The sequence below is a fragment of the Mycobacterium sp. E2462 genome (assembly GCF_001672685.1).
Taxonomy (GTDB): Bacteria; Actinomycetota; Actinomycetes; order Mycobacteriales; family Mycobacteriaceae; genus Mycobacterium.
The window spans coordinates 13,479-35,968 of record NZ_LZKC01000122.1; the positions used below are offsets into that span (position 1 = coordinate 13,479).

At 71.0% G+C, this 22,490-nt stretch carries 20 protein-coding genes and 1 pseudogene; 7 read left to right on the plus strand and 14 right to left on the minus strand.

The window, feature by feature from the left end:
- Positions 1 to 37: 37 nt before the first annotated feature.
- The 3 genes from A5714_RS05760 to A5714_RS05770 form a co-directional block, all read right to left on the minus strand.
- Positions 38 to 712 (minus strand): hypothetical protein, encoded by a 675-nt coding sequence (locus A5714_RS05760; RefSeq protein WP_068283621.1) that lies wholly within the window; start codon positions 710 to 712, stop codon positions 38 to 40.
- 134 nt (positions 713 to 846) lie between these two features.
- Entirely contained in the window at positions 847 to 2,301 is a 1,455-nt protein-coding gene (locus A5714_RS05765; protein WP_068283624.1) for an aldehyde dehydrogenase, read from the minus strand.
- A 178-nt stretch (positions 2,302 to 2,479) separates the two neighbouring features.
- Positions 2,480 to 3,382 carry an NAD(P)-dependent oxidoreductase gene (locus tag A5714_RS05770; RefSeq protein WP_068283627.1) on the minus strand — a complete coding sequence of 301 codons (903 nt, stop codon included), beginning with the start codon at positions 3,380 to 3,382 and terminating at the stop codon, positions 2,480 to 2,482.
- A gap of 87 nt (positions 3,383 to 3,469) precedes the next feature.
- Here A5714_RS05770 and A5714_RS05775 point away from each other — a divergent pair, with 87 nt between their 5' ends.
- Both A5714_RS05775 and A5714_RS05780 read left to right on the plus strand, forming a co-directional pair.
- A complete protein-coding gene (locus A5714_RS05775; RefSeq protein WP_197513564.1) occupies positions 3,470 to 5,170 on the plus strand; it encodes an ATP-binding protein in 1,701 nt (566 codons plus the stop codon).
- A complete protein-coding gene (locus A5714_RS05780; protein ID WP_068074253.1) occupies positions 5,152 to 5,823 on the plus strand; it encodes a response regulator in 672 nt (223 codons plus the stop codon). Before A5714_RS05775 ends, A5714_RS05780 begins: the two co-directional genes overlap by 19 nt.
- On the opposite strand, the gene A5714_RS05785 is transcribed toward A5714_RS05780, so the two are convergent.
- From A5714_RS05785 to A5714_RS05795, 3 genes are read right to left on the minus strand one after another with little or no spacing between them, the layout of a single operon-like run.
- Positions 5,820 to 8,735 (minus strand): RND family transporter, encoded by a 2,916-nt coding sequence (locus A5714_RS05785; RefSeq protein WP_068283630.1) that lies wholly within the window; start codon positions 8,733 to 8,735, stop codon positions 5,820 to 5,822. The genes A5714_RS05780 and A5714_RS05785 overlap by 4 nt on opposite strands.
- Before the next feature lie 26 nt (positions 8,736 to 8,761).
- The gene (locus tag A5714_RS05790) at positions 8,762 to 10,120 is read right to left on the minus strand and encodes a hypothetical protein (protein WP_068283633.1); all 1,359 of its coding nucleotides are present in this window, start codon (positions 10,118 to 10,120) and stop codon (positions 8,762 to 8,764) included.
- Between the two features lie 29 nt (positions 10,121 to 10,149).
- Positions 10,150 to 11,595 (minus strand): condensation domain-containing protein, encoded by a 1,446-nt coding sequence (locus A5714_RS05795; protein ID WP_068283636.1) that lies wholly within the window; start codon positions 11,593 to 11,595, stop codon positions 10,150 to 10,152.
- Positions 11,596 to 11,930: 335 nt separating this feature from the next.
- Here A5714_RS05795 and A5714_RS27475 point away from each other — a divergent pair, with 335 nt between their 5' ends.
- Positions 11,931 to 12,614 (plus strand): PE domain-containing protein, encoded by a 684-nt coding sequence (locus tag A5714_RS27475; RefSeq protein WP_068283640.1) that lies wholly within the window; start codon positions 11,931 to 11,933, stop codon positions 12,612 to 12,614.
- A 19-nt stretch (positions 12,615 to 12,633) separates the two neighbouring features.
- Here A5714_RS27475 and A5714_RS05805 read toward each other — a convergent pair whose 3' ends face one another.
- Entirely contained in the window at positions 12,634 to 13,812 is a 1,179-nt protein-coding gene (locus A5714_RS05805; protein ID WP_068283644.1) for an acyl-CoA dehydrogenase family protein, read from the minus strand.
- Between the two features lie 134 nt (positions 13,813 to 13,946).
- Here A5714_RS05805 and A5714_RS05810 point away from each other — a divergent pair, with 134 nt between their 5' ends.
- On the plus strand, positions 13,947 to 14,330 hold the full coding sequence (locus A5714_RS05810) for an NYN domain-containing protein (RefSeq protein ID WP_068283647.1): 384 nt from the start codon (positions 13,947 to 13,949) through the stop codon (positions 14,328 to 14,330).
- A gap of 82 nt (positions 14,331 to 14,412) precedes the next feature.
- On the opposite strand, the gene A5714_RS05815 is transcribed toward A5714_RS05810, so the two are convergent.
- The 3 genes from A5714_RS05815 to A5714_RS05825 all read right to left on the minus strand — a co-directional run bounded on the left by A5714_RS05815 (position 14,413) and on the right by A5714_RS05825 (position 15,883).
- Positions 14,413 to 14,724, minus strand: a complete 312-nt coding sequence (locus A5714_RS05815; protein ID WP_068283649.1) for a DUF4333 domain-containing protein — start codon at positions 14,722 to 14,724, stop codon at positions 14,413 to 14,415.
- Positions 14,725 to 14,839: 115 nt separating this feature from the next.
- A complete protein-coding gene (tpx, locus tag A5714_RS05820; protein WP_068074267.1) occupies positions 14,840 to 15,334 on the minus strand; it encodes a thiol peroxidase in 495 nt (164 codons plus the stop codon).
- Between the two features lie 72 nt (positions 15,335 to 15,406).
- Entirely contained in the window at positions 15,407 to 15,883 is a 477-nt protein-coding gene (locus A5714_RS05825; RefSeq protein WP_068283675.1) for a nuclear transport factor 2 family protein, read from the minus strand.
- A gap of 58 nt (positions 15,884 to 15,941) precedes the next feature.
- On the opposite strand from A5714_RS05825, the gene A5714_RS05830 reads away from it, so the two are divergent.
- On the plus strand, positions 15,942 to 16,712 hold the full coding sequence (locus A5714_RS05830) for an SDR family oxidoreductase (protein WP_068283652.1): 771 nt from the start codon (positions 15,942 to 15,944) through the stop codon (positions 16,710 to 16,712).
- Between the two features lie 9 nt (positions 16,713 to 16,721).
- On the opposite strand, the gene A5714_RS05835 is transcribed toward A5714_RS05830, so the two are convergent.
- Positions 16,722 to 17,384: a hypothetical protein gene (locus tag A5714_RS05835; RefSeq protein ID WP_068283655.1), complete on the minus strand. Its 663-nt coding sequence runs from the start codon at positions 17,382 to 17,384 to the stop codon at positions 16,722 to 16,724.
- Positions 17,385 to 17,419: 35 nt separating this feature from the next.
- Positions 17,420 to 19,255 carry a fatty acyl-AMP ligase gene (locus tag A5714_RS05840; RefSeq protein ID WP_068283657.1) on the minus strand — a complete coding sequence of 612 codons (1,836 nt, stop codon included), beginning with the start codon at positions 19,253 to 19,255 and terminating at the stop codon, positions 17,420 to 17,422.
- Between the two features lie 182 nt (positions 19,256 to 19,437).
- On the opposite strand from A5714_RS05840, the gene A5714_RS05845 reads away from it, so the two are divergent.
- Entirely contained in the window at positions 19,438 to 19,899 is a 462-nt protein-coding gene (locus tag A5714_RS05845; protein ID WP_068074272.1) for an SRPBCC family protein, read from the plus strand.
- Positions 19,900 to 19,909: 10 nt separating this feature from the next.
- Here the strand turns inward: A5714_RS05845 and A5714_RS05850 are convergent, their stop codons facing one another.
- Positions 19,910 to 20,266 carry a hypothetical protein gene (locus A5714_RS05850; RefSeq protein ID WP_068283660.1) on the minus strand — a complete coding sequence of 119 codons (357 nt, stop codon included), beginning with the start codon at positions 20,264 to 20,266 and terminating at the stop codon, positions 19,910 to 19,912.
- A 107-nt stretch (positions 20,267 to 20,373) separates the two neighbouring features.
- Between A5714_RS05850 and A5714_RS05855 the strand changes: the two genes are divergently transcribed.
- Positions 20,374 to 21,984 carry an FAD-dependent monooxygenase gene (locus tag A5714_RS05855; RefSeq protein WP_068283679.1) on the plus strand — a complete coding sequence of 537 codons (1,611 nt, stop codon included), beginning with the start codon at positions 20,374 to 20,376 and terminating at the stop codon, positions 21,982 to 21,984.
- Here A5714_RS05855 and A5714_RS05860 read toward each other — a convergent pair.
- Positions 21,981 to 22,490: pseudogene (locus tag A5714_RS05860) on the minus strand (LLM class flavin-dependent oxidoreductase); the annotation flags it as partial. The gene A5714_RS05855 and the pseudogene A5714_RS05860 sit on opposite strands and share 4 nt — an antisense overlap.

The window sequence follows — 22,490 nt, forward strand, 5'->3', positions numbered from 1 at the left end:
CCGGCCGGTTCCGCGGCGCGGCAAGACGTCCAACCGATTACGGGCCGGCCTTGCCCCCGGCCATCCAGGCGGTGGCGACGGTGTGGGTCTGGGGCGCCGGGAGCGCGGCGTCCGGGCCGCCAAGCTGGCCGACCCTCACCGTCCACGTCGGCGACGAGCGGTCCGGGCAGGTTCCGGCGGGCTGGCTGGGTATGCACAGCACGGCCAGGCCGGCGTGCGGGTCGCCGCAGCCGTAGGCGCCGACGTATCCGTCCGCGCGGCCGCCCCACGCTCCCCCGTTGCGCAGCAAGCAGCGCGTCCCGTCGTCGAGCACCACGGCGAACGGGCTCGGCGCCGGGGTCGGCTGCACGGGTGGCAGCGCGCCGTCATAGCTCACGCGGTGCAGCCGCATGTCCCAGGGATTGTCCATGCACAGCAACGACCGGCCGTTCGACGGCCAGCAGGTGCCCGCGTCGGCCGCGCTGGGCGAACAGAAGTAGACGTTGTCGGCGACCGCCGACGGGGACGGTGACGTGCAGTCGTTGACGGTGCTCACGTTGCCCAGCGGGGGCGCCTCGCGGTATCCGTTGATCGGGTTGCCACCCGGGCTGACCGCGACGGTGGTGATCACCTGGGTGGGCGCCGGGTCGGCGCCGGCGGGGCCGGGCGCCGTCGCGGCGACGAGCAGCGCCGTGCCATACAGCGCCAGCGCATTTCGCGAGGTCACGTTCACGCGGCCAGCCTCTTTCGATCCGACGGTTCCTGGTGCAGCGTAGATGGCCGCGGCCGGTTCGGCTGATTCTGCGCCACCGCGAGCCGACAACGGCGCGGCAGGGCCTTCGGGGCGCCCGTCGTGATCAGCCCCTTTTATAGTTGCGCCCACACCGATTTCGTCTTCATGTACATGTCGATGCCCTCTTTGCCGAACTCGTGCCCCCACCCCGATTGCTTGTGGCCACCGAACGGCACGTCGTGGTCGAACACCAACTGGCAGTTGACCTGCACGCTGCCCGCCTGCAACCGCTTGACGATCCGGTGCGCGCGACCGAGGTTCTCCGTCCACGCGGTGGCGGCCAGCCCATAGGTGGTGTCGTTGGCCAGGGCGACCGCCTCGTCCTCGTCGTCGAACGGCAGGATGCTGACGACGGGGCCGAAGATCTCCTCTTGGTAGAGCCGCATGCCGGGGTCGACGTTGGTCAGCACCGTCGGGTGCACGAAGTACCCCTTGCGGTCCAGGCGGTAGCCGCCGGCGACCACGTCCACGCCGTCGCCCTTGCCCTCGTCGATGAAACCCATGACCCGGTGCAGCTGCTTCTGGCTGATCAACGGCCCGCTGACGCACCCTTCCTCGCTGGGGGCGCCCAGCTTGAACGTATTGGCCATCAGCGCAATGCCTTCCACGACGCGCTCGTAGACACCGCGCTGCGCCAAGATGCGCGACCCGCACACGCAGCCCTGGCCGGAGTGCACGAAGATGCCCAGCGAGGCCATCAGGATGGCCTTGTCCAGGTCGGCGTCGTCGAAGATCAGTACCGGCGACTTGCCGCCGAGTTCGAGGGTCACCTTCTTGAGGTTGCCGGCGGAGGCCCGGACGATCTCCTTGCCGACTTCGGTGGAGCCGGTGAAGGCGACCTTCTCGACGCCGGGGTGAGCGGTGATCGCGGCGCCCGCGGTGTGGCCGTAACCGGTGAGCAGGTTGACGACGCCCTCGGGCACCCCGGCGTCGTGCACCAGCTGGTCGAGCAGCAGCGCCGAAAGTGGCGTTTCCTCCGCGGGTTTGACGAGCATGCTGCACCCGGCCGCCAGCGCCGGCGCGAGCTTGGCGCAGGCGTTGAAGATCGGGCCGTTCCACGGAAAGATCAACCCCACGACGCCGTAGGGCTGCTTGAGCGTGTAGGCGTGCATGTCGACGTAGGCGTCGGTGGCGATGCCGTCGGTCTTCACGTCGTAGGCGACGCCGTTGAGCTTCGAGCACCAGCCCGCGTAGTAGCGGAAGAATTCCGAACACGTCGACATCTGCAAAGTGGCCTGCAGCAACGGCATTCCGGTGTTCAGCGAGTCGAGTTCGGCGAACTCCTGGGCGTTCTCGTCGATCAGTTCGCCGATGCGCCACATGATCTTGGCCCGTTCGCGGCCGGGCAACGCGGACCAGACGCCCGCATCGAACGACGCCCGCGCCCGCGTCACCGCGTCGTCGACCGCTTCCGGCCCGCAGTCGGTGAATTCGGTGATCGTCTCCTCGGTCGCGGGGTTGATGACCGCGATGGACTCCCCCGAACCTGGGCGCTTGCGGATGTCGTCCAATACCGTCTGCAGCGTCATGTGACCCTTCGCCCTCATCACGACCGGCGCCCCTCTGCGGCGGTGCTGAGCACTTGCTTAGCACCGCGGGCGCGGCGCGGTCAAGGCGGCGCTCGGGTAGCCGCCACGCCGGTTCAGGCCGAAAGTGGGCCGCGGTCGGGCTGCAGGCGGCGCCCGGGGGTTTCGGTCGGCGCCCCGGCTAAGCGCCCACCAGCTCCGGGTGGTACTTGGCCGCCATTCGCCGGACGCCGTCACGCCAGTCGACCGTCGTGGCGCCGACGAGTTCGTGCATGCGGTCGAGCGTGGTCGGGTTGGCCCGCAACGCCTGCTCGCTCTGCTCGAACACCGGCTCCCTGCCGACGAGCGAGCCTAGGTACTCGCACCATTCCTGCAGACTGACGGTCTGGTCGCCGCACCAGTTGACCGTGGTCGCCGGGACCGACGCGGCCGCCAGCAGTTTGGGGATGGTCGCGATGACGTCGTCCTCGTGGATCGGGTTGTAGCGCGCCGGTGCGCCCGGGGGCACCGGGATCGGGATGCCGGCCAGCATCATCTCCATGTGGTAGAACGGCCACCCGCCGTTGTCGCCGTACGGCACGTTGAGGCGGGCGATGGTGGTCGGCACTCCGAGCGCTCGCGCCATCGTCCGCGCGACGACCTCCCCCGCGATCTTCGAAATCGAATACGTGGGGAACAGGGCTTTGTGGTTGTCGCCCAGCGCGGCCTGCTCGTCGCGCGGTTCCTCGTCGGGCGGGTCGTACACGGCGGCCGAGGAGCAGTGCAGGAAGGCCTTGGCCGCGCGGCAGTGCGCCATCAGCAGCCCCACCGATTCCGCGTTGGCGGCCAGGTCCTTGTCCCAATTGCCGCTCTTGGCGACCGCCAGGTTCAACACGTAATCGAAGTCGTCGGGCAGCCCGGCGAAATCACCCGCGGCCAGATTGACCGTCTGGCAGTGAATCCCGGCCTCCTGCAACGACTCTCGAGCGGCGGGTTTGGTGAAGCGCGCGATGCCCCACACCTCGTTGTCGGCCGCGAGCGCACGGGCCACCGGGGCGGCGATTTGACCGGTCGGGCCGGTGATCAGGATCTTGGAGCCACGCATCCGCCGATGGTAACCGGGCAATCGTCAAGCGCGACAGCAGATCGGCAATTTTGCGCGTTGTGCTCAGCGGCACGGTAGGGTCCAGTCATGGCCGAGAAGGGTCGCATCGACCTGCGACTCGCCACCCAGATCCTGGTGGTGCAACTCGTCATCGTGACGCTGACGCTGGTGTTCGCCTTCATGGTCTTCGCGATGTTCGACCGGCACCGGCTGAACGTCCAATACGGGGTGCACGCCCTGGACATCGCGCGGGTGGTGGCCTCCGCACCGACCGTGCAAGACAACATCACGCGCTACCAGGACGCGCCCCGGACCCCCACCCCCGCGTTCGTCGCCGAATTGGCGGGCGGCCCTATCCAAAGCGTCGCGGCACGGGTCCAGCAGCGCACCCATGTGCTGTTCGTGGTCATCACCAACAGGAACCAGGTGCGGCTGGCCGCGCCCGACCACGACCTGCTGGGTTATCCGGTGGCGGCGGATTTCGCGCCGCAGCTGGCCGGCCGCGAGCAGACCGCCGAGGAGTCAACGGCTTTCGGCGTGGTGATCGTCGCCAGGGCACCGGTGCAGGATGCGACCGGCCGGGTTCTGGGCATCGTCGCCGTCGGCATCTCCACCAAGACGTTCAACGACGAGTTCGCCGAGAACGTGCAAGCGCTGGCGACCATGGCGGGCATCCTGCTGTTGATGGGCGTGGCGGGTTCCTGGCTGCTCGCCCGTCGGCTGGGGGGTTTGACGCTGGGACTGCGGCCCACCGAGATCACCGAACTGGTGCGCAGCCAGGCGGCCGTGCTGCAAGGCATCGGCGAGGGCGTGCTCGCGGTGGACACCGCCGGGCGCACCACCTTCGTCAACGACGAGGCCTGCCGGCTGCTCGGGATCGAAAGCCGGACGGGCCGACCGGTCGAGGCGATCGGGCTGACGCCGCGGGTGCTCGAGGTGTTGCGGTCGGCCGCCGCCACGCCGACCCTGGCCACGGTCGGCGACCTGGTGGTCGTGGTGTCGGCGCGGCCGGTGCGCCGCGAGGGGCGCTCGCTGGGAACCGTTTTGGTGGTGCGGGACCGCACCGACGTCGAACAGCTCACCCGCCAGCTGGACGCGGTGCAGGTGATGAGCACCGTGTTGCGCGCCCAGCGCCACGAGTTCGCCAACCGCCTCCACCTGCTGAACGGCTTGCTGCACGCCGGTCATGTCGACGAAGGCAGGCAATACCTCGAGGAACTCCTCGGGTCGGGGCCGTTGGGTTCGGCGATACCGGGGATCGAGGCGATCCGCGACGCCTATCTGCAGGCCTTCCTGGCGGCCAAGGCCGCCGCCGCGCGGGAGGCCGGCGTGACGCTCAAGCTCGGCGAGAACACCTGGGTGGCCGGGCGGCTGGCGCTGCCCGTCGACGTCACGACGGTGGTCGGCAATCTGCTCGATAACGCCATCGACGCGGCCCGGGCCGGTGCGATACCCGGCGACGCGTCGGCCGCAGAGGTCGAAATCGAACTGTTGCAAGAGGATTCGACGCTGCACGTGACGGTGGCCGACAGCGGCGACGGTGTCGCGGCCGACTTCGTCGACAAACTGTTCACCGAGGGCACGTCGACCAAACCGGACTCCGGCATCCCCGGCGGCCGCGGCATCGGGCTCGCCCTGTCGCGCCAGATCGCGCGCTCGCTGGGCGGCGACCTCTGGCTGTCCAGCCCGGGCGGCGCCGACGCCGGATTGCGGCTGCCCGGCGCGGAATTCATCGCCCGGCTTCCGGGAGTGCTGACGGAGGAGGCACAGTGGGCGACGCAGATCTGACGGTGTTGGTGCTCGACGACGACTTCCGGGTCGCCAACCTGCACGCCGAGGTAGTCAACGCCCTCCCGGGCTTCGCGGTCAGCGCGACCGCCAACACGCTCGAGGCGGCGCGGCAGGTCGGTCCCGTCGACCTCGCCCTGGTCGACGTCTACCTGCCGGACGGGTCGGGCATCGACTTCATCCGCGAACTGCGCGGCGACAGCATGATCTTGAGCGCCGCCACCGAGGCGGTCACCGTGCGCGCGGCGATGTCCGCCGGCGCGGTCGGTTATCTGGTGAAGCCGTTCGCGAGCACCGACCTGGCGGCGCGGCTGGCCGGTTATGCGCGCTACCGCAAGATCTTGGCCAGCCCCAACTTGACCGCCGCGGACGTGGACGCGGCGCTGGACGCCCTGCGGCCCAGGGTCGCGGCGCCGCAGCCCGCCACCGTGGCGGCGTCGTCGACCAAACATCTTGTCCTGAACGCGCTGCGGGCCGCGCAGCGCCCGATGTCGGCCGCGGAGGTGTCCGCCGCGATCGGCATCTCGAGGGCGACGGCGCAGCGGTATCTGGCGGCGCTGGCGGCCACCGCGGAGGTCACCGTCGGGCTGCGCTACGGGACCACGGGCCGGCCGGAGCAGGAGTTCCTGGCCGTCGGCAAGCGCGGGCGCTAGCGCGGTGACGGCCGCGCGGGCCACCAGTTCGCGGATCCCAACATCGCCGCCAGGGCCGGCACGGTGATGGTGCGCACCACGAAGGTGTCCACCAGCAGACCCACACCGATGGTCACCCCGGTCTGCACCATGGTCGACAGACTGCCGAACAACAGCCCGAACATGGACGCGGCGAAGATGATGCCCGCCGAGGTGATGACGCCCCCCGTCGAGCGGACGGCGCGGACCACCCCGGTGCGCACGCCCGCGGTGGACTCTTCGCGGATTCGCGTGATCAGCAGCAGGTTGTAGTCCGCTCCGACCGCGACGAGCACGATGAATGCCATCGCCGGAACGTTCCAGTTGATGGCCTGATGAAGCACGAACTGGAACACCACGACCCCGATGCCCAGCGCCGACAGGAACGAAATAGCAACGGAGGCAATGAGATACAGCGGTGCGACCACCGCCCGGAGCAGCGCCACGAGAATCAGGAAGACCACGACCAGCGTGACGACCACGATCAATCGGACGTCGCCGTAATAGTAGTCGCGCATCGCGCTGTACATCGCCGTGGTGCCCACCACCGAGATCGAGGCGCCCTCCAGTGAAGTGTTGGGTTGCGCCCCGCGAGCCGTTGCCAGGATGGAGGCGACCTGATCCATCGCGGCGGTGCTGAACGGGCCGAAACGCGTCTCGACGATGAAGCGGACCGAATGCCCGTCCGCCGAGATGAACATCTTCGCGGCGGTCTTGAAATCCTCGGAAGTGATCACCGTGGGCGGAATGTACATGCCGGCCATCGTGTTTCGCGACGCGTCGCGATTGATCGACAACAGCAGGTCGGCCGCCTGGTCCATGCCCGCGCCCAATTTCTTGGTCTGTTCGACGAGCGCCTTGACCCCTTGATCCAGCCGCTGGCTGCCGTCGGCCAACGCGTCGGCGCCGTGCTGCAGGCGCGCCACCCGCTGGGGCGCCCCGGCGTTGACCGCCGTCGTCAGCAGGGCGCTCAGGCGTTGCAGCTTCTGTTGCAGGGTGCCGACCACCGCGACGATCTGCTTGGTCAACGTCGAGTCGTCGCGTGCCGCAACGAGCCGCTGCAGCTGGGAGCGGCCCGCGGCGCAGGCGGGGTCCGCGTCGCACTGCGGGCTGGCGTTGAGCGCGTTGACCATGGGGCCGGCCGCGTCGACGGCGCGGCTGCCCAGCGCGGCGGCGGGCCCGCTGTCGCCCAGCCCGCGCACCGTGTCCAACAGCTGGGTGGCCGCGCTCACCTGTTGCCGCATCTGGCCCAAGGTGGCGTCCACCTCGGCGGTGAGTCCGTTGGCGCCGCGGATCTGGTCGCGCACCTGGGCGAGGCTGGCCGCGAGTTTGTCGGCGCCGGCGCTCAGCGCGTCGAGCTCGTGGGTTCTGTCCGAGACCTGGGTCGACGCGTTCTCCAGGTTGGTGCCCACCCGCCCGGCCTGATAGCTGATCTTCGTCTGGTCGAGCGGCTGCCCGTTGGGGCGCGTCACGCCCCGCACGGTGCCGATGTCGGGCAGTTGCGCGACGCGCTGGGCCATCTGCTCGAGGTCGGCCAGGGCCTGCGGGGTGCGCAGGTCGCGCGGCGAGTGCACGTAAAGGTATTGCGGCAGCAGCGCACTGGTCGTGAAGTGACGCTGCATCGCGGCGAACCCGACGTTGCTGCGTGCAGATTGGCGTAACTGCATCCGGTCGTTGAAGGTGGGCGCGAGGAAGGCGGCGCAGCACGCCAGCGCGCTCAACACCATCAGGCTGATCACGAGGTGCACTCTGGGGCGGCGCACGATCGCGACGCCGGACCGCCGCCACAGTCGTCCGGTGAGCGCCGCGCGGGGCGCGACCCAGCCGCGCCGGCCGGCGAGCACGAGGATGGCGGGCAACAGCGTGATCGCCGCGAGGAACGCGACGGCGATCGAGGCCGCCAGCGCCGGTCCAACGGTGGTGAAGGCCGGCAGGCGGGTGAACACCATTCCCAGGAAGGTGAGCGCGACGGTGGCCGCCGAGCCGGTGATGACCTTGCCGATCGAGCTCAGCGCCCTCTGCACCGCCACATCGGAATCGCTGCCTGCGCTGACGAATTCGTGGTACCGGCTGATCAGGAACACGGCGTAGTCGGTGCCGGCGCCGACGATCATCGCGGTCATCAGCGCGATCGTCGGTGCGGACACCCCCAGCCCCAGCTGGTTCAGCGCGGAGACGACGCCCTGGGCGCAGGCCACCGAGATGCCAATGGTCAGCAGCGGAACGAGCACGGTGACCGGCCGCCGGTAGATGACCGAGAGGATGGTGAGAACCAAGACGGCGGTGGCGATTTCGATCATGTGCATGTCGCGGGCGCTGACGATGGACATGTCCCCGACGATGGCGGCCTGGCCGGTCACCGCCGCCGTCAACGAGGGCCCCGGCGCCAGCCGGGTGGCGGTCTGTGCGACGCGCTGATACGCCTGCGAGGATTCCGGGGAGCCGGCCGGCGCCTTGAGGTCCACCGCCAGGTAGAACGCCTTGTGGTCGGCACTGACCAGCGAGGGACGCAGCGCCGGCGTGGCGACGACGTCGTGCACGGCGGCCACGTCGCGGGAGTCGGCGCGCAACGTGGCGGCCAGCGTGCCGTAGGCGGCCTCGTCGGCGGGGGTCAGCCCGCGCTCGTCGGTGAGTACGACGATGAGGATGTTTTGCGCGGATTCACCGAAGGCCGCGGCCATCTGGTTGGCGGCCGCCATGTCCCGGGCCGGGAGGGCCTGAACCAGCTGGCGCTGCACCACCTCGGTCAGCGGTGGGAACGTCGCGCCGAGGACGCCGACCGCCGCCAGCCAGCCGGCGATGACGAGCCACGGCGCGCGTGACACGAGGCGGCCCAGCAGCGCGAACGCATCGATGCGCCGCGCGGCCGCGAAGATGGTGAGTTGTGTAGCCATGGTGAACCTTCTTAAGGGGCGGGGACTTATGGGCGGCCGCGCGCAGCGGCGAGCCGTTCGGGGGTTCGGCGCTGCGTCGTTGTGGTGAGCGAGAAATCGGCGAGCGCGGACGAGATGAGTTGTGGCAGGCTATGTTCGGCGCCGACGGGCTGATGGGCGACGACCGAGACGAAGACCGTGTCGCTCGTCCTGCCGGACAGTAGGCTCAGCAGTCCGCGGGTGTGCCGCATGGTCGCCTCGGTCATGCGGGGGTAGCGCATCTTCATGGCGAAGCTGTCGGCCTCGGTGCCGTCCGGCCGCAGCGCGGCGGGGTTTACGGCGCCGAGGTTCGACGACCCGGTGACCGCCTCGCCGACGGCCATGCCGATCATGCGCCGCACCAACCACTTCGGCAGCAGGGGCGTGAGCGGCAGCAAGGCGAAGCGTTCGTCCGGCACGTCGCGGCGGTGGATCAGCGCCCGCTTGGTCGCGGCGCGCACGTCGCGCAGGTCGGTCAGCACGGCACGCGGGTCGACGGAGATCTCGATGCCGGTGAGCGCATTGGCCCGCGTGTCGCCGGGGAGCCGGTTGTTCACGGGCATCGCCAGCAGCGCCGAGCCGTCGGCACCGACGCGGCCCAGGCGGACGGCCAGCCGCGCGGCCACCGCGGCGAGCATGGTGTTGCTCGTCCCGCCCAGCGCCTGCGCCCGCATGTCCCAGTGCGTCGCGTCGACGAGCACCGTCGCGGTCGACAGCCTGGCGGCCCGGCCGCGCCCGCTGGGCAGCTCTCGGCGCGCTGTGCGGGCGGGTGCCGCGGCGCGCGGCGCGGACCCCAGCGCGCGGACCGCGGCGGCGACGGCGCGGCCGATGTCGGGCAGGTCGCTCGCGGTCTGGCGCAGGTCGCGGCGCACCGTCGGCCAACGCCGGCGCCCGGGAGCGGCCGGCCAGGTGATCGCGTCGCCGCGACCCGACGCCGCGTCGGCCAGCGCCTCGCACAGCCCGACGCCGTCGGTGAGGCAGTGCGAGATGACCAGAGTGACCCCGGCCCCGCCCTCGGCGAAGGGCAGGACGGCGAGGCGCCATCCGGGCCCCTGTTCGGCGTCCAGCGGGAGCTCGGCCTGCTCGTCGAGCCAGGCGTCGAACTCGCCTCGCGGCCTGGGTGGCTGGGCGACGTGCAGATCGGGCGTCCGGTCGGCGGCGACCCAGCGGTGCCGCCCGAAGGGCAGCGGTGACGGGTCGATGCGGCGGGCCAACCGGCCGCGCTGCAGGTGGTGGTGGAACCGTCGTAAACCCTCGAGATCGATCGTGGTGTCGTACACCCAGACGCATTGCAGGACAATGCTGGTTCCGGTGGCTTGCTCGCCGAGGAAATGGACCTGATCGGTCAGATCGAGCACGGTGCTCATGGTGAAGTCCCTTCTCGCTGAGGTCCGTATCAGCGGCCGGCGACCGGCAGCTGAGCCGTCGAGTTCGCGTGTTCGGCCACCTCGTCCACCCAGTCCGCGGTGTTCTTGACGACGGCCTTGAACGTGCCTAGCAGCGCCGCGAGGTAGCGGTGCACCGATTCGCGTGCGGTGGTGTTGTCCGGGAACGAGATGGTGACCGTGGTGCGCGCGGCGTGCCGGTTGATCCACATGTTGATCCCGCCGTGCGACAGGTTGTCGCCGTAGGTGCCGAAGTTCGTCTCTTCCCACAACGAGGCGATGGGAATCTTGCGAAAGTCCAGGAAGGACACCATCATCGCCGCACGGGTCGGCAGCTTGATGGCCGGCTGATCCGGCGTCAGCAGCTCCAGCACCCGCTCGAACGGCACGCCCGCGAGATGCTTGGCGCCGTCGAACGAGCGCTGTGCCGCCGGAGCGGCCTCGGAGAACGACCCGCTGGCCGTTGGCACGACGACCGGGATGAGGCTGGCGAACCAGCCGACGCTCATCGTGTCCACGCCCGGCACCCGCGTGTCATACGGCGTGAAACCGAAATAGGTGCTGGAACCGGTGAATTCGTGTTCGGCCAGCGCCGCGCAGGCGAGCACGCCACCGCTGAACCGGGCGCCGACCGCCCGGCAGGCGGTGTCAAACGACTCCGTCTCGTCGGCGTCGAGGAGGTCGACGGTCAGGAAGTCGCCTTTGGCGGTGGCGTGCGTGTCACCCAGGGGCAGCGGGAAACTGGGCCAGTTGCCGTCGTTGTCACGGGCGAAGTCGAGCCAGCCCTGGGTCTGAGCAGACGACAGCGTGAGCGCGGCCAGCTGCTGGTGCTGCCGCGCGGTGTAGTCGGTGTAGCTGCCGGCCGCGGGCAGGGCGACCGGGCTGGCGTGCCGCCGGCCCTGGTAGGTCAGGTGCAGGTCGAGGAAGATCAGACTGGCGGAGAGGCCGTCGATGTGCAGGTGGTCGACGCTCGCGTAGACCGTGAAGTACTGGCTGTGCTGGATCACCCCGAAGGTGAACGAACCCCACTCGAGGGTCCCGGGCGTCGTCGTCATCGCGTGCGTGCGAATCTGCGCCGCGGTCATGGTGCCGATCGGCTCGGCCACGAAGTCGATGACCTCCGGGTCGATCGTGTGCCGGACGACGTCGCCCTCGTCGAATTCGAACCAGTTGTGGTAGGTGTCGTGGCGGCGGACGTGGGCGTTAATGACGGCCGTCATCGCCGGGAGGTCGCACACGCCGGGGACGTCCCACGCGACGACCATCAGGCGCGGCAATTGCCTGCCCAGCGCCTCGGCGTAGTGAGCGACTCGAATGTGTTGTGCCTGTTGGTAACTCGCGGGTTGGTCGCTTCGGGGTGCGCTCGCGGCCGCCGTCCGCGTCGCGGGCGACGCCGTCCAGGTGGTCACCGGTCCGTCGGGTGCCTGCCATCCGTTGATGCTGCCCAATGCGACCATTTGCGTGCTCCTCAATCTTCAGTCGGCGGCTGTTGCGCCGATCAATTCGGTTTTCCCTCAGTGCATTTCGCGGTCCCGAGTGGTGGGCCATGACTGCGGTCGAATTGAACATATGGCGGCGGCGGGGGCCCTGTCGCTCTTGTGGTCAATAGTGGGAATAAGCGACGATTCGGCAGTTTTGCGCATTGTGCTCGCCCTGGGCCGGGTTGCCGGTAGGCCGCGGTGTGCGCCTCGTTCGCGTGGTCGAAACTCCCCGCGCCGCTTACGATGATCTCGGCGCCCCGCGACGCGGGGGCGACGCAGCGGCGGTCCCGCGACGAAGGAGCAGCGCGCGCATGGAGTCGATGTCACACGATCCGGTCGCCGGCACCATCGGAGTCCAGCTGGTCGACGTCGCCGCGCGCGGCCTGGCGGCCGGTGCCGCCGCGGCGCCGGCGGTGACCGCGCTGGTCCCCGCCGGGGTCGACGAGGTGTCCGCCCAGGCCGCGATCGCGTTCGCCGAAGACGGCGCGGCGCTGCTCGCCGCGCACGCGGCCGCTCAAGAGGAATTGGCCCGCGCGGGCGTGACCCTGACCGACATTGCCCGCAGGTATGCCGAGGTCGACGGCGAGGCCGCGGGGACGCTGGAGGTGGCGGGCGCGCAGTTCGTCGGAAAGCCCTTCGCCGCGGGCGCGGGCGGCGGCCTGGCTCGAGGCGGGGCGCTGCCGGGTGCCGGCGGTTCGGCTGCGCGCACCCCGCTGCTGACGAGCCTGCTGGAGTCGACGCCCGCATCTCCCGTCGTGCCTCCGCCGACCCCCACGGCGGGGGTCCCGGCGGCCGGCCTGCCGGGCGTCGTCAACGCCGCGTCGACGGCGTTGGGTGCGGGCGCGGGCCCGTTGAGTTCGCTGAGCTCGCTCGCCCAGGGCGCGTCGGCCGGCGGCGCCGCGGGACCGGGCCTGGCCTCCTCGCTCACCGACACGTCGCGCGGCGACGACACCGACCGGGAGGCGGGACCCCGAGACGGCGAGCGGCTGATCTAGCCGGGGCGCGGCCCGCGGTTTATAGCCCCGGTTGGTCGTCGATGAGGCCCAGCCAGATCTGGGCAGCGTCGATGGCCACCTTCTCGCTGATGAACGCGTGCTGCGTGCCGGTGTAGATGTCCCGGAAAGCCCGCTCCAGCCGGGAGCCCTCGCGGATCGAGCTGGTACCGGCCACCAGGTGCGCCCACTCCGCGCAGGCACGGGCCGTATCGGTGGCGTAGACGGCGGCCACCCGCATGTCCGCCCGCAGCCCCGGCGTCAGGTCGTCGCCCGCCGCCACCGCGGCCTCGGCGCACGTGAAGGCGTCGAGCACCAACAAGCGGGCGGCGCGCCAGGCCGCGCGGTGGTGCGCCAGCCCCTTCTGGAAGGTCGGCCGGCTCGCCAGGGACGCCATGTCACTCATGCGGTACTTCGTGGCGGCCAAGTCCTGCACGTCGTCGAGCATGCTCTTCGCGACGCCGAGCGCCCACGAGGCGTGCCCGGCCGCGGTGACCGGCATCAGGCCCATGCGGGTGGCCGGTGAGGCGCCGCGCAGCGGCCGGCGCGCGAACAACTCGAAGGTGCGGCCCGCGGGCACGAACACGTCCTGGACGCTGTAGTCGTAAGAGCCGGTTCCCTTGAGGCCCTGGACGTGCCATCCGTCGTCGAAGCTGACCTGCTCCCGCGGGATCACCGCGACCCGCATCTCGGGGAGACCCTCGCCGGCTGACCGCACTTGGCCGTCGTCCATCGGGAAGAACCCGGCGGCGACGTACTGGGCATGCCCGATGCCCGACCCGAAGTTCCACGCCCCGCTCACCCGGTAACCCCCGTCGACGGCCCTGCCCTGCCCGTTGGGGAAGAACTGGCCGCCCACGGTGACCCGATTGTCGCGCGCGGTGAAGACCTCGGCGTAGCCGTCGTCGGGCAGGTACGCCGCGGCGGCGAAGGACGACGGTAGATTGGCGATCCCGATCCACCCGAAAGACCCGTCCTGCCAAGCCATTTCGATCCACGTCTCGATCATCTCGGGAAACGACGGCTCGACGCCGCCGGCCGCGGCCGGATTGAACGCCGACATCAGCCCGCTGGCCCACATCTCGTCGACGATCGCTGGACTCGTGGTGCGCAGCCGCTCGGACTCCGCGGCCTCGGCACGCACCAGGTCCCGCATTCCCCGGGCCAGCGCCACGACCCGCTCTTCGGCTATCGACGCCATCGTCGTTCTCCTTCGGTCCGGACGCCGCCCGCGTGCGGGCCGGGACACCGCGACGGTACCAATCATTGACCGCTTTATGAATGATTTGCGCGGGCGGCCGGACCGGGCCGACGAAACGCTCTACCGTGGGCCGGGTGCGGTGGATCATCGACGGCATGAACGTGATCGGCTCCCGGCCCGACGGGTGGTGGCGGGATCGCAATGGCGCGATGGTGGCCCTGGTCGACAGCCTGGACCGGTGGGCGGCCGGGCGCGCCGAGGCCGTGACGGTGGTGTTCGAGCGGCCCCCGCGCGACGCCATCGCATCGGCGGTGGTGGAGGTGGCCTACGCCCCGCGGGCCGCCGCGGATTCGGCCGACGACGAGATCGTGCGGCGGGTGCGGGCCGACGCCCACCCCTCCGACATCCGGGTCGTGACGTCCGACAAGGGCCTGTCCGGCCGGGTCGCGGCGCTGGGTGCCTCCGTGCAGCCCGCCGCCGGCTTCCGCGACGTCATCGACGGTCGCGGCGGCGCGTGACCGCGGCGGCGACGAACCCGACGATGCGGGTCATCCGTACGACGGCCGTCGAAGAGGTCGCGGACGCGGCGCCGGGCCGTCCCTAGGCCGGGTGGGTGTTCACCGCGAAGTCCACCCGCTCACCTTCCACCGTGGTGATGCGCATGTTGGCGACGTACGCCTTGCCCTCGGGACCGGTGAAGTGGCAGTCGAACTGCTGACCGACCTTCGCCTCCACTCCGGACGGACAGTGCACGTCGCCGGGGCGGAACCCGGTCTGCTTGTAGACGACGTCGACGACGGACTGCGCGGCGCCGTCGGCCTTGACGGTCGTCTTGCCGCTGCAGCCCGCGAGCGCCGCCGCCACCAGCAGGCCGGTCGCCAACCAAGTGCCCTTGTCCGCGGTATGCAACATCGCGCGGTGCTCCTTCGCCAGCCGGTTACCTGCGACGATCAGGCTAACACGGATTGACGCCGCAACCACAGGTCACGGCCGGCGAAGGAGGTGCGCTGCAAACGCCGCGCCGGTGTCAGCTGACGGCCGCCAGCGCCGCGTCGTAGTCGGGTTCCTGCGCGATCTCCGGCACCAACTCGGTGTAGGCGACGTTGCCGTCGGCGCCGATCACCACGACCGCGCGGGCCAGCAGCCCGGCCATGGGGCCGTCGGTGATGGTCACGCCGTAGTCCTCGCCGAAGCTGTCGCGGAACGCCGACCCGGTCTTGACGTTCTCGATGCCCTCGGCGCCGCAGAAGCGGGCCTGCGCGAACGGCAGGTCCTTCGACACGTTCACCACGGTCGCCCCGCCGCCGGCGGCGCGCTCGTTGAACGTCCGCACGCTCTTCGCGCACACCGGCGTGTCGACAGACGGAAAGATGTTGAGCACCAACGTCTTACCGGTGAATTGGTCGTTGCTGACGGCGCCCAGGTCGGTGCCGGTCAAGGTGAACGCGGGGGCCGGCGAGCCGACCGCGGGCAGCTCGCCGACGGTGTTGATCGGGTTTCCACGCAAGGTTATCTGTGCCATGAGCACAGTCTGCCAAGCGCGCGGCGGACCCCACGGGCCAGGTCGCCCGTCCTGAGCGGCGCGCCGGGCCGGTCAGGCGCCGGGCTGCAGGATCTCCTCGGAGGCCAGCTGGCCGCCGGCCTGCAGCCAGGCGGTCACCACGCCGGGCGCGTCGCGGTCGGGGTTGTAGATGTCCTCTTCGCTGGAGAACAACCCGTCGCCGGCGTACACCAGCCGGGTCCAGTTCGGAAACCAGAAGGGCTCACCGTCGGGATCGGTCGGGTGGTCGAGCAGGTTCTTGATCATCACGACGACGGCGTCGTTGTCCTCGTCGTAGGCGGTCCAGCCCGTCGGGAACCGCATGTGCGGGAACGGCGCCATAACGGCGACGATCCAGTCCCGCACCGCCTCGCGCCCGTGGAAGACCCCGTAGTGGTGCTCGATGTATTCGACGTCGTCGGTGAAGAGATCGGCGAACGGTCGCCAGTCCCTGGATGCGCTGCATCCCTCGACGACGGTGGTGTAATGCTCGACGGCCCGCTCGATTTCTGCCCTGGTGAATTTGCCCATGGCGGACACACTAGAACGTGTTCTATGTATTGGTCACGGGTCGGAACGGGGATCGCGGATGAACGTCATGGGGTTGTTCGGCCTGCACGGCAAGCGGGCTCTGGTGACCGGGGCGTCCAGCGGCATCGGCAAGCGGGTCGCCCAGGCCTACCTGCAGGCGGGCGCCGACGTGGCGATCGCGGCGCGGCACGCGGACGCGCTGGACCGCGTCGCCGGTGAGATCGCCGGGCACGGCGACGGCCGCGTCATCGCCGTCCCGTGCGACGTCACCGATGCCGGGCAGGTGACGGCGATGGTGGACCGGGTGAGCACCGAGTTCGGTGGCCTGGACGTCGCGGTGTGCAACGCCGGCATCATCAGCGTGCAAGGCATGCTCGACATGGCGCCCGAGGAGTTCCAGCGCCTCCAAAACACCAACGTCACAGGCGTTTTCCTCACCGCACAGGCCGCCGCGCGCGCGATGGTCGACCAGGGCCGCGGCGGCGCGATCATCACCACGGCCTCGATGTCGGGGCACATCATCAACGTCCCGCAGCGCGTGGGTCACTACTGCGTCTCCAAGGCGGCCGTCATCCACCTGACCAAGGCCATGGCCGTCGAGCTGGCGCCGCACAACATCCGGGTCAACAGCGTCAGCCCCGGATACATCCGCACCGAACTCGTCGAGCCGCTCGCCGACTACCACCGGCTGTGGGAGCCGAAGATACCGCTGGGCCGGATGGGCCACCCCGAGGAACTGGCCGGCCTCTACGTGTACCTGGCGAGCGAGGCGTCGAGCTACATGACGGGTTCCGACGTGGTGATCGACGGCGGCTACAGCTGCCCGTGAGCCCCACGCCTACCCCTCGAGTTCGCCGGCGATTCCCCGTTCGATGTTGGCCTGGGTGGTCGCGGGCAGCATCAGCAGGCCGTCGAGCTCGCGCTGGGCCCGCTCGTAGGCGCGCTGCCGCTCCTGCGGCGCCGCCGCCGCGTCCGACGTCACCCGCAGCAGGCTTTGGGCGCGGGCCAGGCGCTGCTGATCGGCGGTCGAGAAGCCGGTGCGGCGCCGGCGCATCGCCTCCGCCTCGGCCACGTCGAACGCGGTGACGTAGTCCTCGACGGCGGCCCGATACTGCTCGGCGGCGTCCCGATCGTCGAGCAGGTCCTCCGCCTTGACCGGCCGCAACAGCTCGGCCCGCAACTTGGATTTGTGGAACGCGACCGTTCGGGGATCGCGCATGTCGGTCATGAGCGGGAAATCCAGCAGCTTGCCCGCGTCGAGTTCGTAGTCCAGCCAGCGCGCGTCGGTGCGGGCGTGCTCGTCCACCACGCGTCGGATCGAGCGCCACTGGTTCGCCGGGTTCGCGGCAGGGGCGGGCGCGTCGTCCCGCGCCACGGCGGTCTCCCCCGGGCGCTCGGCCTGCCGCCTGGCACCGCCGAACGAGCGGACCACCGCCACCGCCGCACCTACCAGGGGCAGGACGACGATCAGCAGCTCCGCCAGCCGGATGAGCAAACCCACACGGCCAGGATGCCACCGCGTGCCGGACGCGGCGGCTAGTGCGAGCTCAGGGTGCCGGCGAGGTAGTGGTCGCGGCAGGCGCGGCGCGCCAGCTTGCCGCTGGTGGTGCGCGGAATCGCGCCGGCCGACAGGAACCGCACGTCGGCGACCGGCACCCCGTGGCGACGGCGGACGGCGGCCGCGATGGCCTCGACCGCCGGTTGTGGGTCCACGCGGCTGGTGCCGGTGGCCCGCTCGGCGACGATCACCAGCCGCGGGGCGCCGTCGGGGTCGCCGTCGGGCACCGTGAACGCGGTCACGTAGCCGCGCCGGACCAACGTTGACGCCTCGGCGACGGTGCCCTCGATGTCCTGCGGGTAGTGGTTGCGGCCGTCGACGGCGATCATGTCGATGATCCGGCCCGTCACATACAGCTCCCCGTCGAGGTAGGTGCCCAGGTCGCCGGTGCGCAGCCACGGGCGGTCCAGATCGGCACCGTCGGCGTGCCCGCCGTCGGGCAGCCGCGACCGCAGCGTGCCGCCGAACGCCCGGCGGGTGTCCCCGGGCAGCCCCCAGTAGCCGCGGCCGACGTTGTCGCCCTGCACCCAGATCTCCCCGACGCTCCCGTCGGGCAGCTCCGTGGCCGCGTCGGGGTCGACGATCACGGCCCACTCGCTGCGGCCGACCTGGCCGCAGGACACCTGGGCCACGGCGCCGGGAGCGTCCGCCGCGACCCGCACCGCGTGGCCCGCACCGAGGCGCTCGCGGTCGAAGTACACGGCGGTCGCCTCGGCGTCGGGCGCGATGGTCGCGACGAACAGCGTCGCCTCCGCGATGCCGTACGAGGGCTTGAACGCCGTCGGCGGCAGGCCGTACGGGGCGAACGCCTTGTTGAACGCGTTGACCGCGTCGATGCTGACCGGTTCCGAGCCGATGATGAGCACCACGTTGTTCAGGTCGACGGGGTCCCCCGGCGCGGGCAGGCCGCGCTGCGCGGCCCATTCGTAGGCGAAGTTGGGCGCGGCGGTGACGGCCCGGCCGGTTTCGGCCGAGAGGGCCTTGATCCAGCGCTGCGGGCGCCGCACGAAGGCGGCGGGCGACATCAGGGTCGAGTGGCCGCCGTAGACGGCGGGGAAGCCGATCATGGACAGGCCCATGTCGTGGTACAGCGGTAACCAGCTGACGCCGTGCGTGTTGCGGTCCAGCAGGTCGATGGACAGGATCATCTGCACCAGGTTGGTGCCGACGGCGCGGTGGGTGATCTCGACGCCGACGGGGGGCCGCGTGGTGCCGGACGTGTACTGCAGGTGGGAGACCTCGTCGTGGCCGAGGTCGACGGGCGCGAACGCGGCGCGCGCCGAGTCGGGTACCTCGTCGAGGAGCACGACCTGCGGCCTGCGCAGCCGCGGCAGGTCGGACAGGAAGGCCTCGACCGCGCCCTGCGCCGCCCGGGTGGTCAGCACGGCCGTCGGCTGCGAGTCGCGCAGCGCGGTCTGTAGGCGCTCGGCGTGGCCGGGCAGCTCGGGGGCGAACAGTGGCACCGCCACGCTGCCGGCCTTGACCGCCGCGTAGAAGCCTTCGACATAGTCCAGGCCCTGCGGCGCCAGGATCGCCACCCGCTCGCCCCGCCCGGCCACCTGCTGGATGCGCGCGCCGATGGCTTCCAGTCGGACGCCGAACTGCCGCCAGGTCACCTCGTCGGCGACACCGTCGGGCGAGCGGCTGTAGTCCAGGAATCGGTAGGCCACCGCGTCGCCGACGTTGGCGATGTTGCGGTCGATCAGGGAGATCAGTGTGACCCCCTGCGGGGTCTTGATGTTGCCCGCTGCGTCCAGGCAGTCCTCGATCCGGAGCAGGCCAGGGGTGCCGCTTGACGGCGAGCCGCGATCCATAAAGCCACTGTAGGCAAGGCAATTCGGCGAACGCCGCGTGCGCGGGCGTGACGGTCGGCACGTGCGGTACCGGGCCCCCGCCGTCGGGGCTCGCGCTGCGACCGGATGGTCCCGCCGCCGGCGCCCGCGCTAAGGTACGCGCAGTCGCTGAGGGCCGCTCAGCAAACGCAAGGGAGTCGGGCATGTCGGGCCGGAAGTTTTCTTTCGAGATCAACCGCACCAGCAGCGCGCCCGCCGCGGCGCTGTTCGCTCTGGTGGCCGACGGCGCAAACTGGTCGGCCTGGGCCAGGCCGATCGTCGTGCACTCCAGCTGGGCGCGCCAGGGCAACCCGGCGCCCGGCGGGGTCGGGGCGGTGCGCCGGCTCGGGCTGTGGCCGGTGCTCATCCAGGAGGAGATCGTCGAATACGAGCAGGACCGCCGCCAGGTCTACAAGCTGGTGGGCGCCGCGACCCCGGCGAAGGATTACACCGGCGAGGTCGTGTTGACGCCGAACGCCGCCGGTGGCACGGATATCCGCTGGAGCGGTTCGTTCGTCGAGGGCGTTCGCGGGACCGGCCCCGCGGTGCGGGCGGCGCTGCGCGGGGCGGTGCAGTTCTTCGCCGGCCGACTCGTCAAGACGGCTGAGCGTCAGTCGGCCCGCTAGTTCGCGCGGCTCACGGGTTGTCGGCCTGCTGTTCGTCCCGCTGAGCCTGCTCCATGCCCTGCTCGAACTGCTGCTCGGCCTGCTCGTTGAGCTGTTCGGTCTGCTGCTCGGACTGCAACATCTGCTGCAGGGCCTGCTGCTGCTGTAGCTGGGCTTGATCGTCGCTGTCGTCGACGGCAAAACCGGCGAAGCCGGGCGGCGTGCGGGGCGGTGCTGCCGGCGCGGTCGCCAGGTCAACGAATCGCACGGCCGCGGGCGTGGGGCTCGCCGGGCCGGGGGGCGCCGTGAGCAGGGCGAGCGCGGCGGCGATCGACACGCCGAGGAGCGGAAGCGGGGGGCGCCGGCGGCGGAAGATGGTGGCGGGCATGCTCGCAGCGTGCGCCGCGCCGCTAGCTACCGCCTGGGGCGGGGCTATCGGCCACCTGTGAGGTTCGTGGCCGTTTGCCGGGTGCGCGCCACATTACGCTGGGCGAAGTGATTGACGTCGTCATCGCGGGCGCGGGTCCGAACGGGCTGATGCTCGCCGGCGAGTTGGCCTTGGCCGGGCTGCGGCCGGTGGTCCTGGATCCAATGCCCGGCCCCAATCCGGGCCGCCGGGCCAACGGCGTCATCGGCCAGGGAGTCCGAATCCTGGACCACCGCGGCGTGTACAACGATCTCGCCGGCAGCGACGGGCCACCGCAGCTGAACCCGCGCGCGATGTTCGCCGCATTCCCGCTCGACCTGGCGACGGTGCCGGAGGCGCAAGTTTTCCTGCTGGCCGTGCAGCAGCCGCGGTTGGTGCAGGCGCTGGCGGACCGGGCGGCCGAACGCGGCGTCGACATCCGGTGGGGGCACGCGCTGACCGGGTTCGAGCAGGACGCCGACGCGGTGACGCTGTGCGTCACGGGACCCGACGGGCCCTACGAGCTGCGGGCCGGGTACGTCGTCGGGGCCGACGGCGGCACCAGCAGGACCCGCAAGCTCGCGGGCATCGACTTTCCCGGCATGTCGTCGTACGACGTGACCGCCCGGATGGGTTTCGACGTGCTGCCGCCCGCGGACTGGATCGACCCTGCCACCGGGGGCGTGGACGTGCCGGGCTACGGCCGCATCCCGCCGCTGCACTTCCACCGCGCCGAGGGCGGCGTCATCGCCAGCGGCGCGCTCGGCGGCCGCCCGGCGGTCATCGTGTTCGAGCTCGACAGCACCCCGCGCCTGTCGCCACCGGACACCGGGACCGTGGCTGAGCCGCCCATGACCCTGGAGGAGTTGGAGGCCAGCGCCAAGCGGGTGCTGGGCGCCGACCTGCCCCTGCGCCCGGCCGCGCCCGGCACGCCCCTGGACCTGCGCCGCTTTTCCGGAATCAACTCCCGCATCGCCTCCAGTTACCGCGCCGGGCGGGTGTTCCTGGTCGGCGACGCCGCGCACGTGCACTCCCCCATGGGCGGCCCCGGGCTGAACCTCGGACTGCAGGACGCGGTGAATCTCGGCTGGAAGCTGGCCGCCGTCGTGCAGGGGCGCGCCTCCGGCGAGCTGCTCGACACCTACGAGGCCGAACGCCGACCCGCGGCCGAACGGGTGATCATGCACAGCCGCGCCCAGCTGGCGTTGGTCCGGCCCGGCCCCGAAGTGACGGCCCTGCGCCAACTGTTCGGGGAGTTGCTCGCGGCGCCCGAGGCCGTGCGGCGCCTCACCAACCTGGTGTCCGGGGCCGAAAACCGGTATCTGGCGGGCGCGGACGGCGCCGACGAGCACCCGTTGACCGGCTACTGGGTGCCGGACTTCGCGGTGGTCGACGGCCGCGGCAGCCGACGGGTCGCCGAGTTGGCGCGCACCGGCCGACCGCTGCTGATCGACCTCACCGACGGGGCGGTGGTCGCCGCCGCGGTCGCCGACTGCGCCGACGACGACGCGCTGACGGTCGCCGCGGGCCGGCCCGACGGTCCGGTCCCGGCCAGCGCCCTGCTGATGCGGCCGGACGGCTATGTCGCCTGGGCGTCGTCGGCGTCCGCGCCCGACGACGACGAGCTGCGCCGGTTGCGGGACACCCTGGCGCGGTGGTTCGGCATCGGCGTCGCCACGCCCGACCTTGCGGGTGGTTAGCCCGCGCCGACCTCGTCCTGGTATTTCTTCGTCATGTGTTCGACGGCCTGCAACTGGGTCAGCGCCAGGTCCTCGCGCATCTGACCCGCGCGTTCGGCGGCGTCCAGCGTCGGTCGCGCCAGGCCCTGGAAGTGCGGCATCACCTCGGCGGCGAACAGTTCGGCCGACCGCTTGGTGGCCGCCGGGTTGGCCCACTCGTGGCCCATCTGCAGCATGCAGCCGAACCCGCCGGACTGGTCCCACAGCCGCTGCACCTGGGCCCGCGCCCGTTCCGGCGTGCCGATGATCCCGGCGCCGTTCTCGTTGATGACGTCGATCATCTCGTCGAGTTGCTCACCCGGCATGGTCATCTGCGGGAAGGCGGCTACCTTCTGGAAGTACCGGAACCACGGCTCGATGCCGAACTTGACCTCCTCGCGGGCCTGCTTCTCGGTCTCCGCGAGGTGGAACAGCCCCACCAGGCTCCAATTGCTGCGGTCCACCTGCGTGCCGAACGCCGCCGCGCG

Bases quoted from the DNA above. Each gene is read 5' to 3' on its own strand.
- A5714_RS05765 (WP_068283624.1), bottom strand. From the start codon at position 2,301: ATGACGCTGCAGACGGTATTGGACGACATCCGCAAGCGCCCAGGTTCG.
- A5714_RS05770 (WP_068283627.1), bottom strand. From the start codon at position 3,382: ATGCGTGGCTCCAAGATCCTGATCACCGGCCCGACCGGTCAAATCGCC.
- A5714_RS05775 (WP_197513564.1), top strand. From the start codon at position 3,470: ATGGCCGAGAAGGGTCGCATCGACCTGCGACTCGCCACCCAGATCCTG.
- A5714_RS05785 (WP_068283630.1), bottom strand. From the start codon at position 8,735: ATGGCTACACAACTCACCATCTTCGCGGCCGCGCGGCGCATCGATGCG.
- A5714_RS05790 (WP_068283633.1), bottom strand. From the start codon at position 10,120: ATGAGCACCGTGCTCGATCTGACCGATCAGGTCCATTTCCTCGGCGAG.
- A5714_RS05795 (WP_068283636.1), bottom strand. From the start codon at position 11,595: ATGGTCGCATTGGGCAGCATCAACGGATGGCAGGCACCCGACGGACCG.
- A5714_RS27475 (WP_068283640.1), top strand. From the start codon at position 11,931: ATGGAGTCGATGTCACACGATCCGGTCGCCGGCACCATCGGAGTCCAG.
- A5714_RS05805 (WP_068283644.1), bottom strand. From the start codon at position 13,812: ATGGCGTCGATAGCCGAAGAGCGGGTCGTGGCGCTGGCCCGGGGAATG.
- A5714_RS05815 (WP_068283649.1), bottom strand. From the start codon at position 14,724: ATGTTGCATACCGCGGACAAGGGCACTTGGTTGGCGACCGGCCTGCTG.
- tpx (WP_068074267.1), bottom strand. From the start codon at position 15,334: ATGGCACAGATAACCTTGCGTGGAAACCCGATCAACACCGTCGGCGAG.
- A5714_RS05825 (WP_068283675.1), bottom strand. From the start codon at position 15,883: ATGGGCAAATTCACCAGGGCAGAAATCGAGCGGGCCGTCGAGCATTAC.
- A5714_RS05830 (WP_068283652.1), top strand. From the start codon at position 15,942: ATGAACGTCATGGGGTTGTTCGGCCTGCACGGCAAGCGGGCTCTGGTG.
- A5714_RS05840 (WP_068283657.1), bottom strand. From the start codon at position 19,255: ATGGATCGCGGCTCGCCGTCAAGCGGCACCCCTGGCCTGCTCCGGATC.
- A5714_RS05845 (WP_068074272.1), top strand. From the start codon at position 19,438: ATGTCGGGCCGGAAGTTTTCTTTCGAGATCAACCGCACCAGCAGCGCG.
- A5714_RS05850 (WP_068283660.1), bottom strand. From the start codon at position 20,266: ATGCCCGCCACCATCTTCCGCCGCCGGCGCCCCCCGCTTCCGCTCCTC.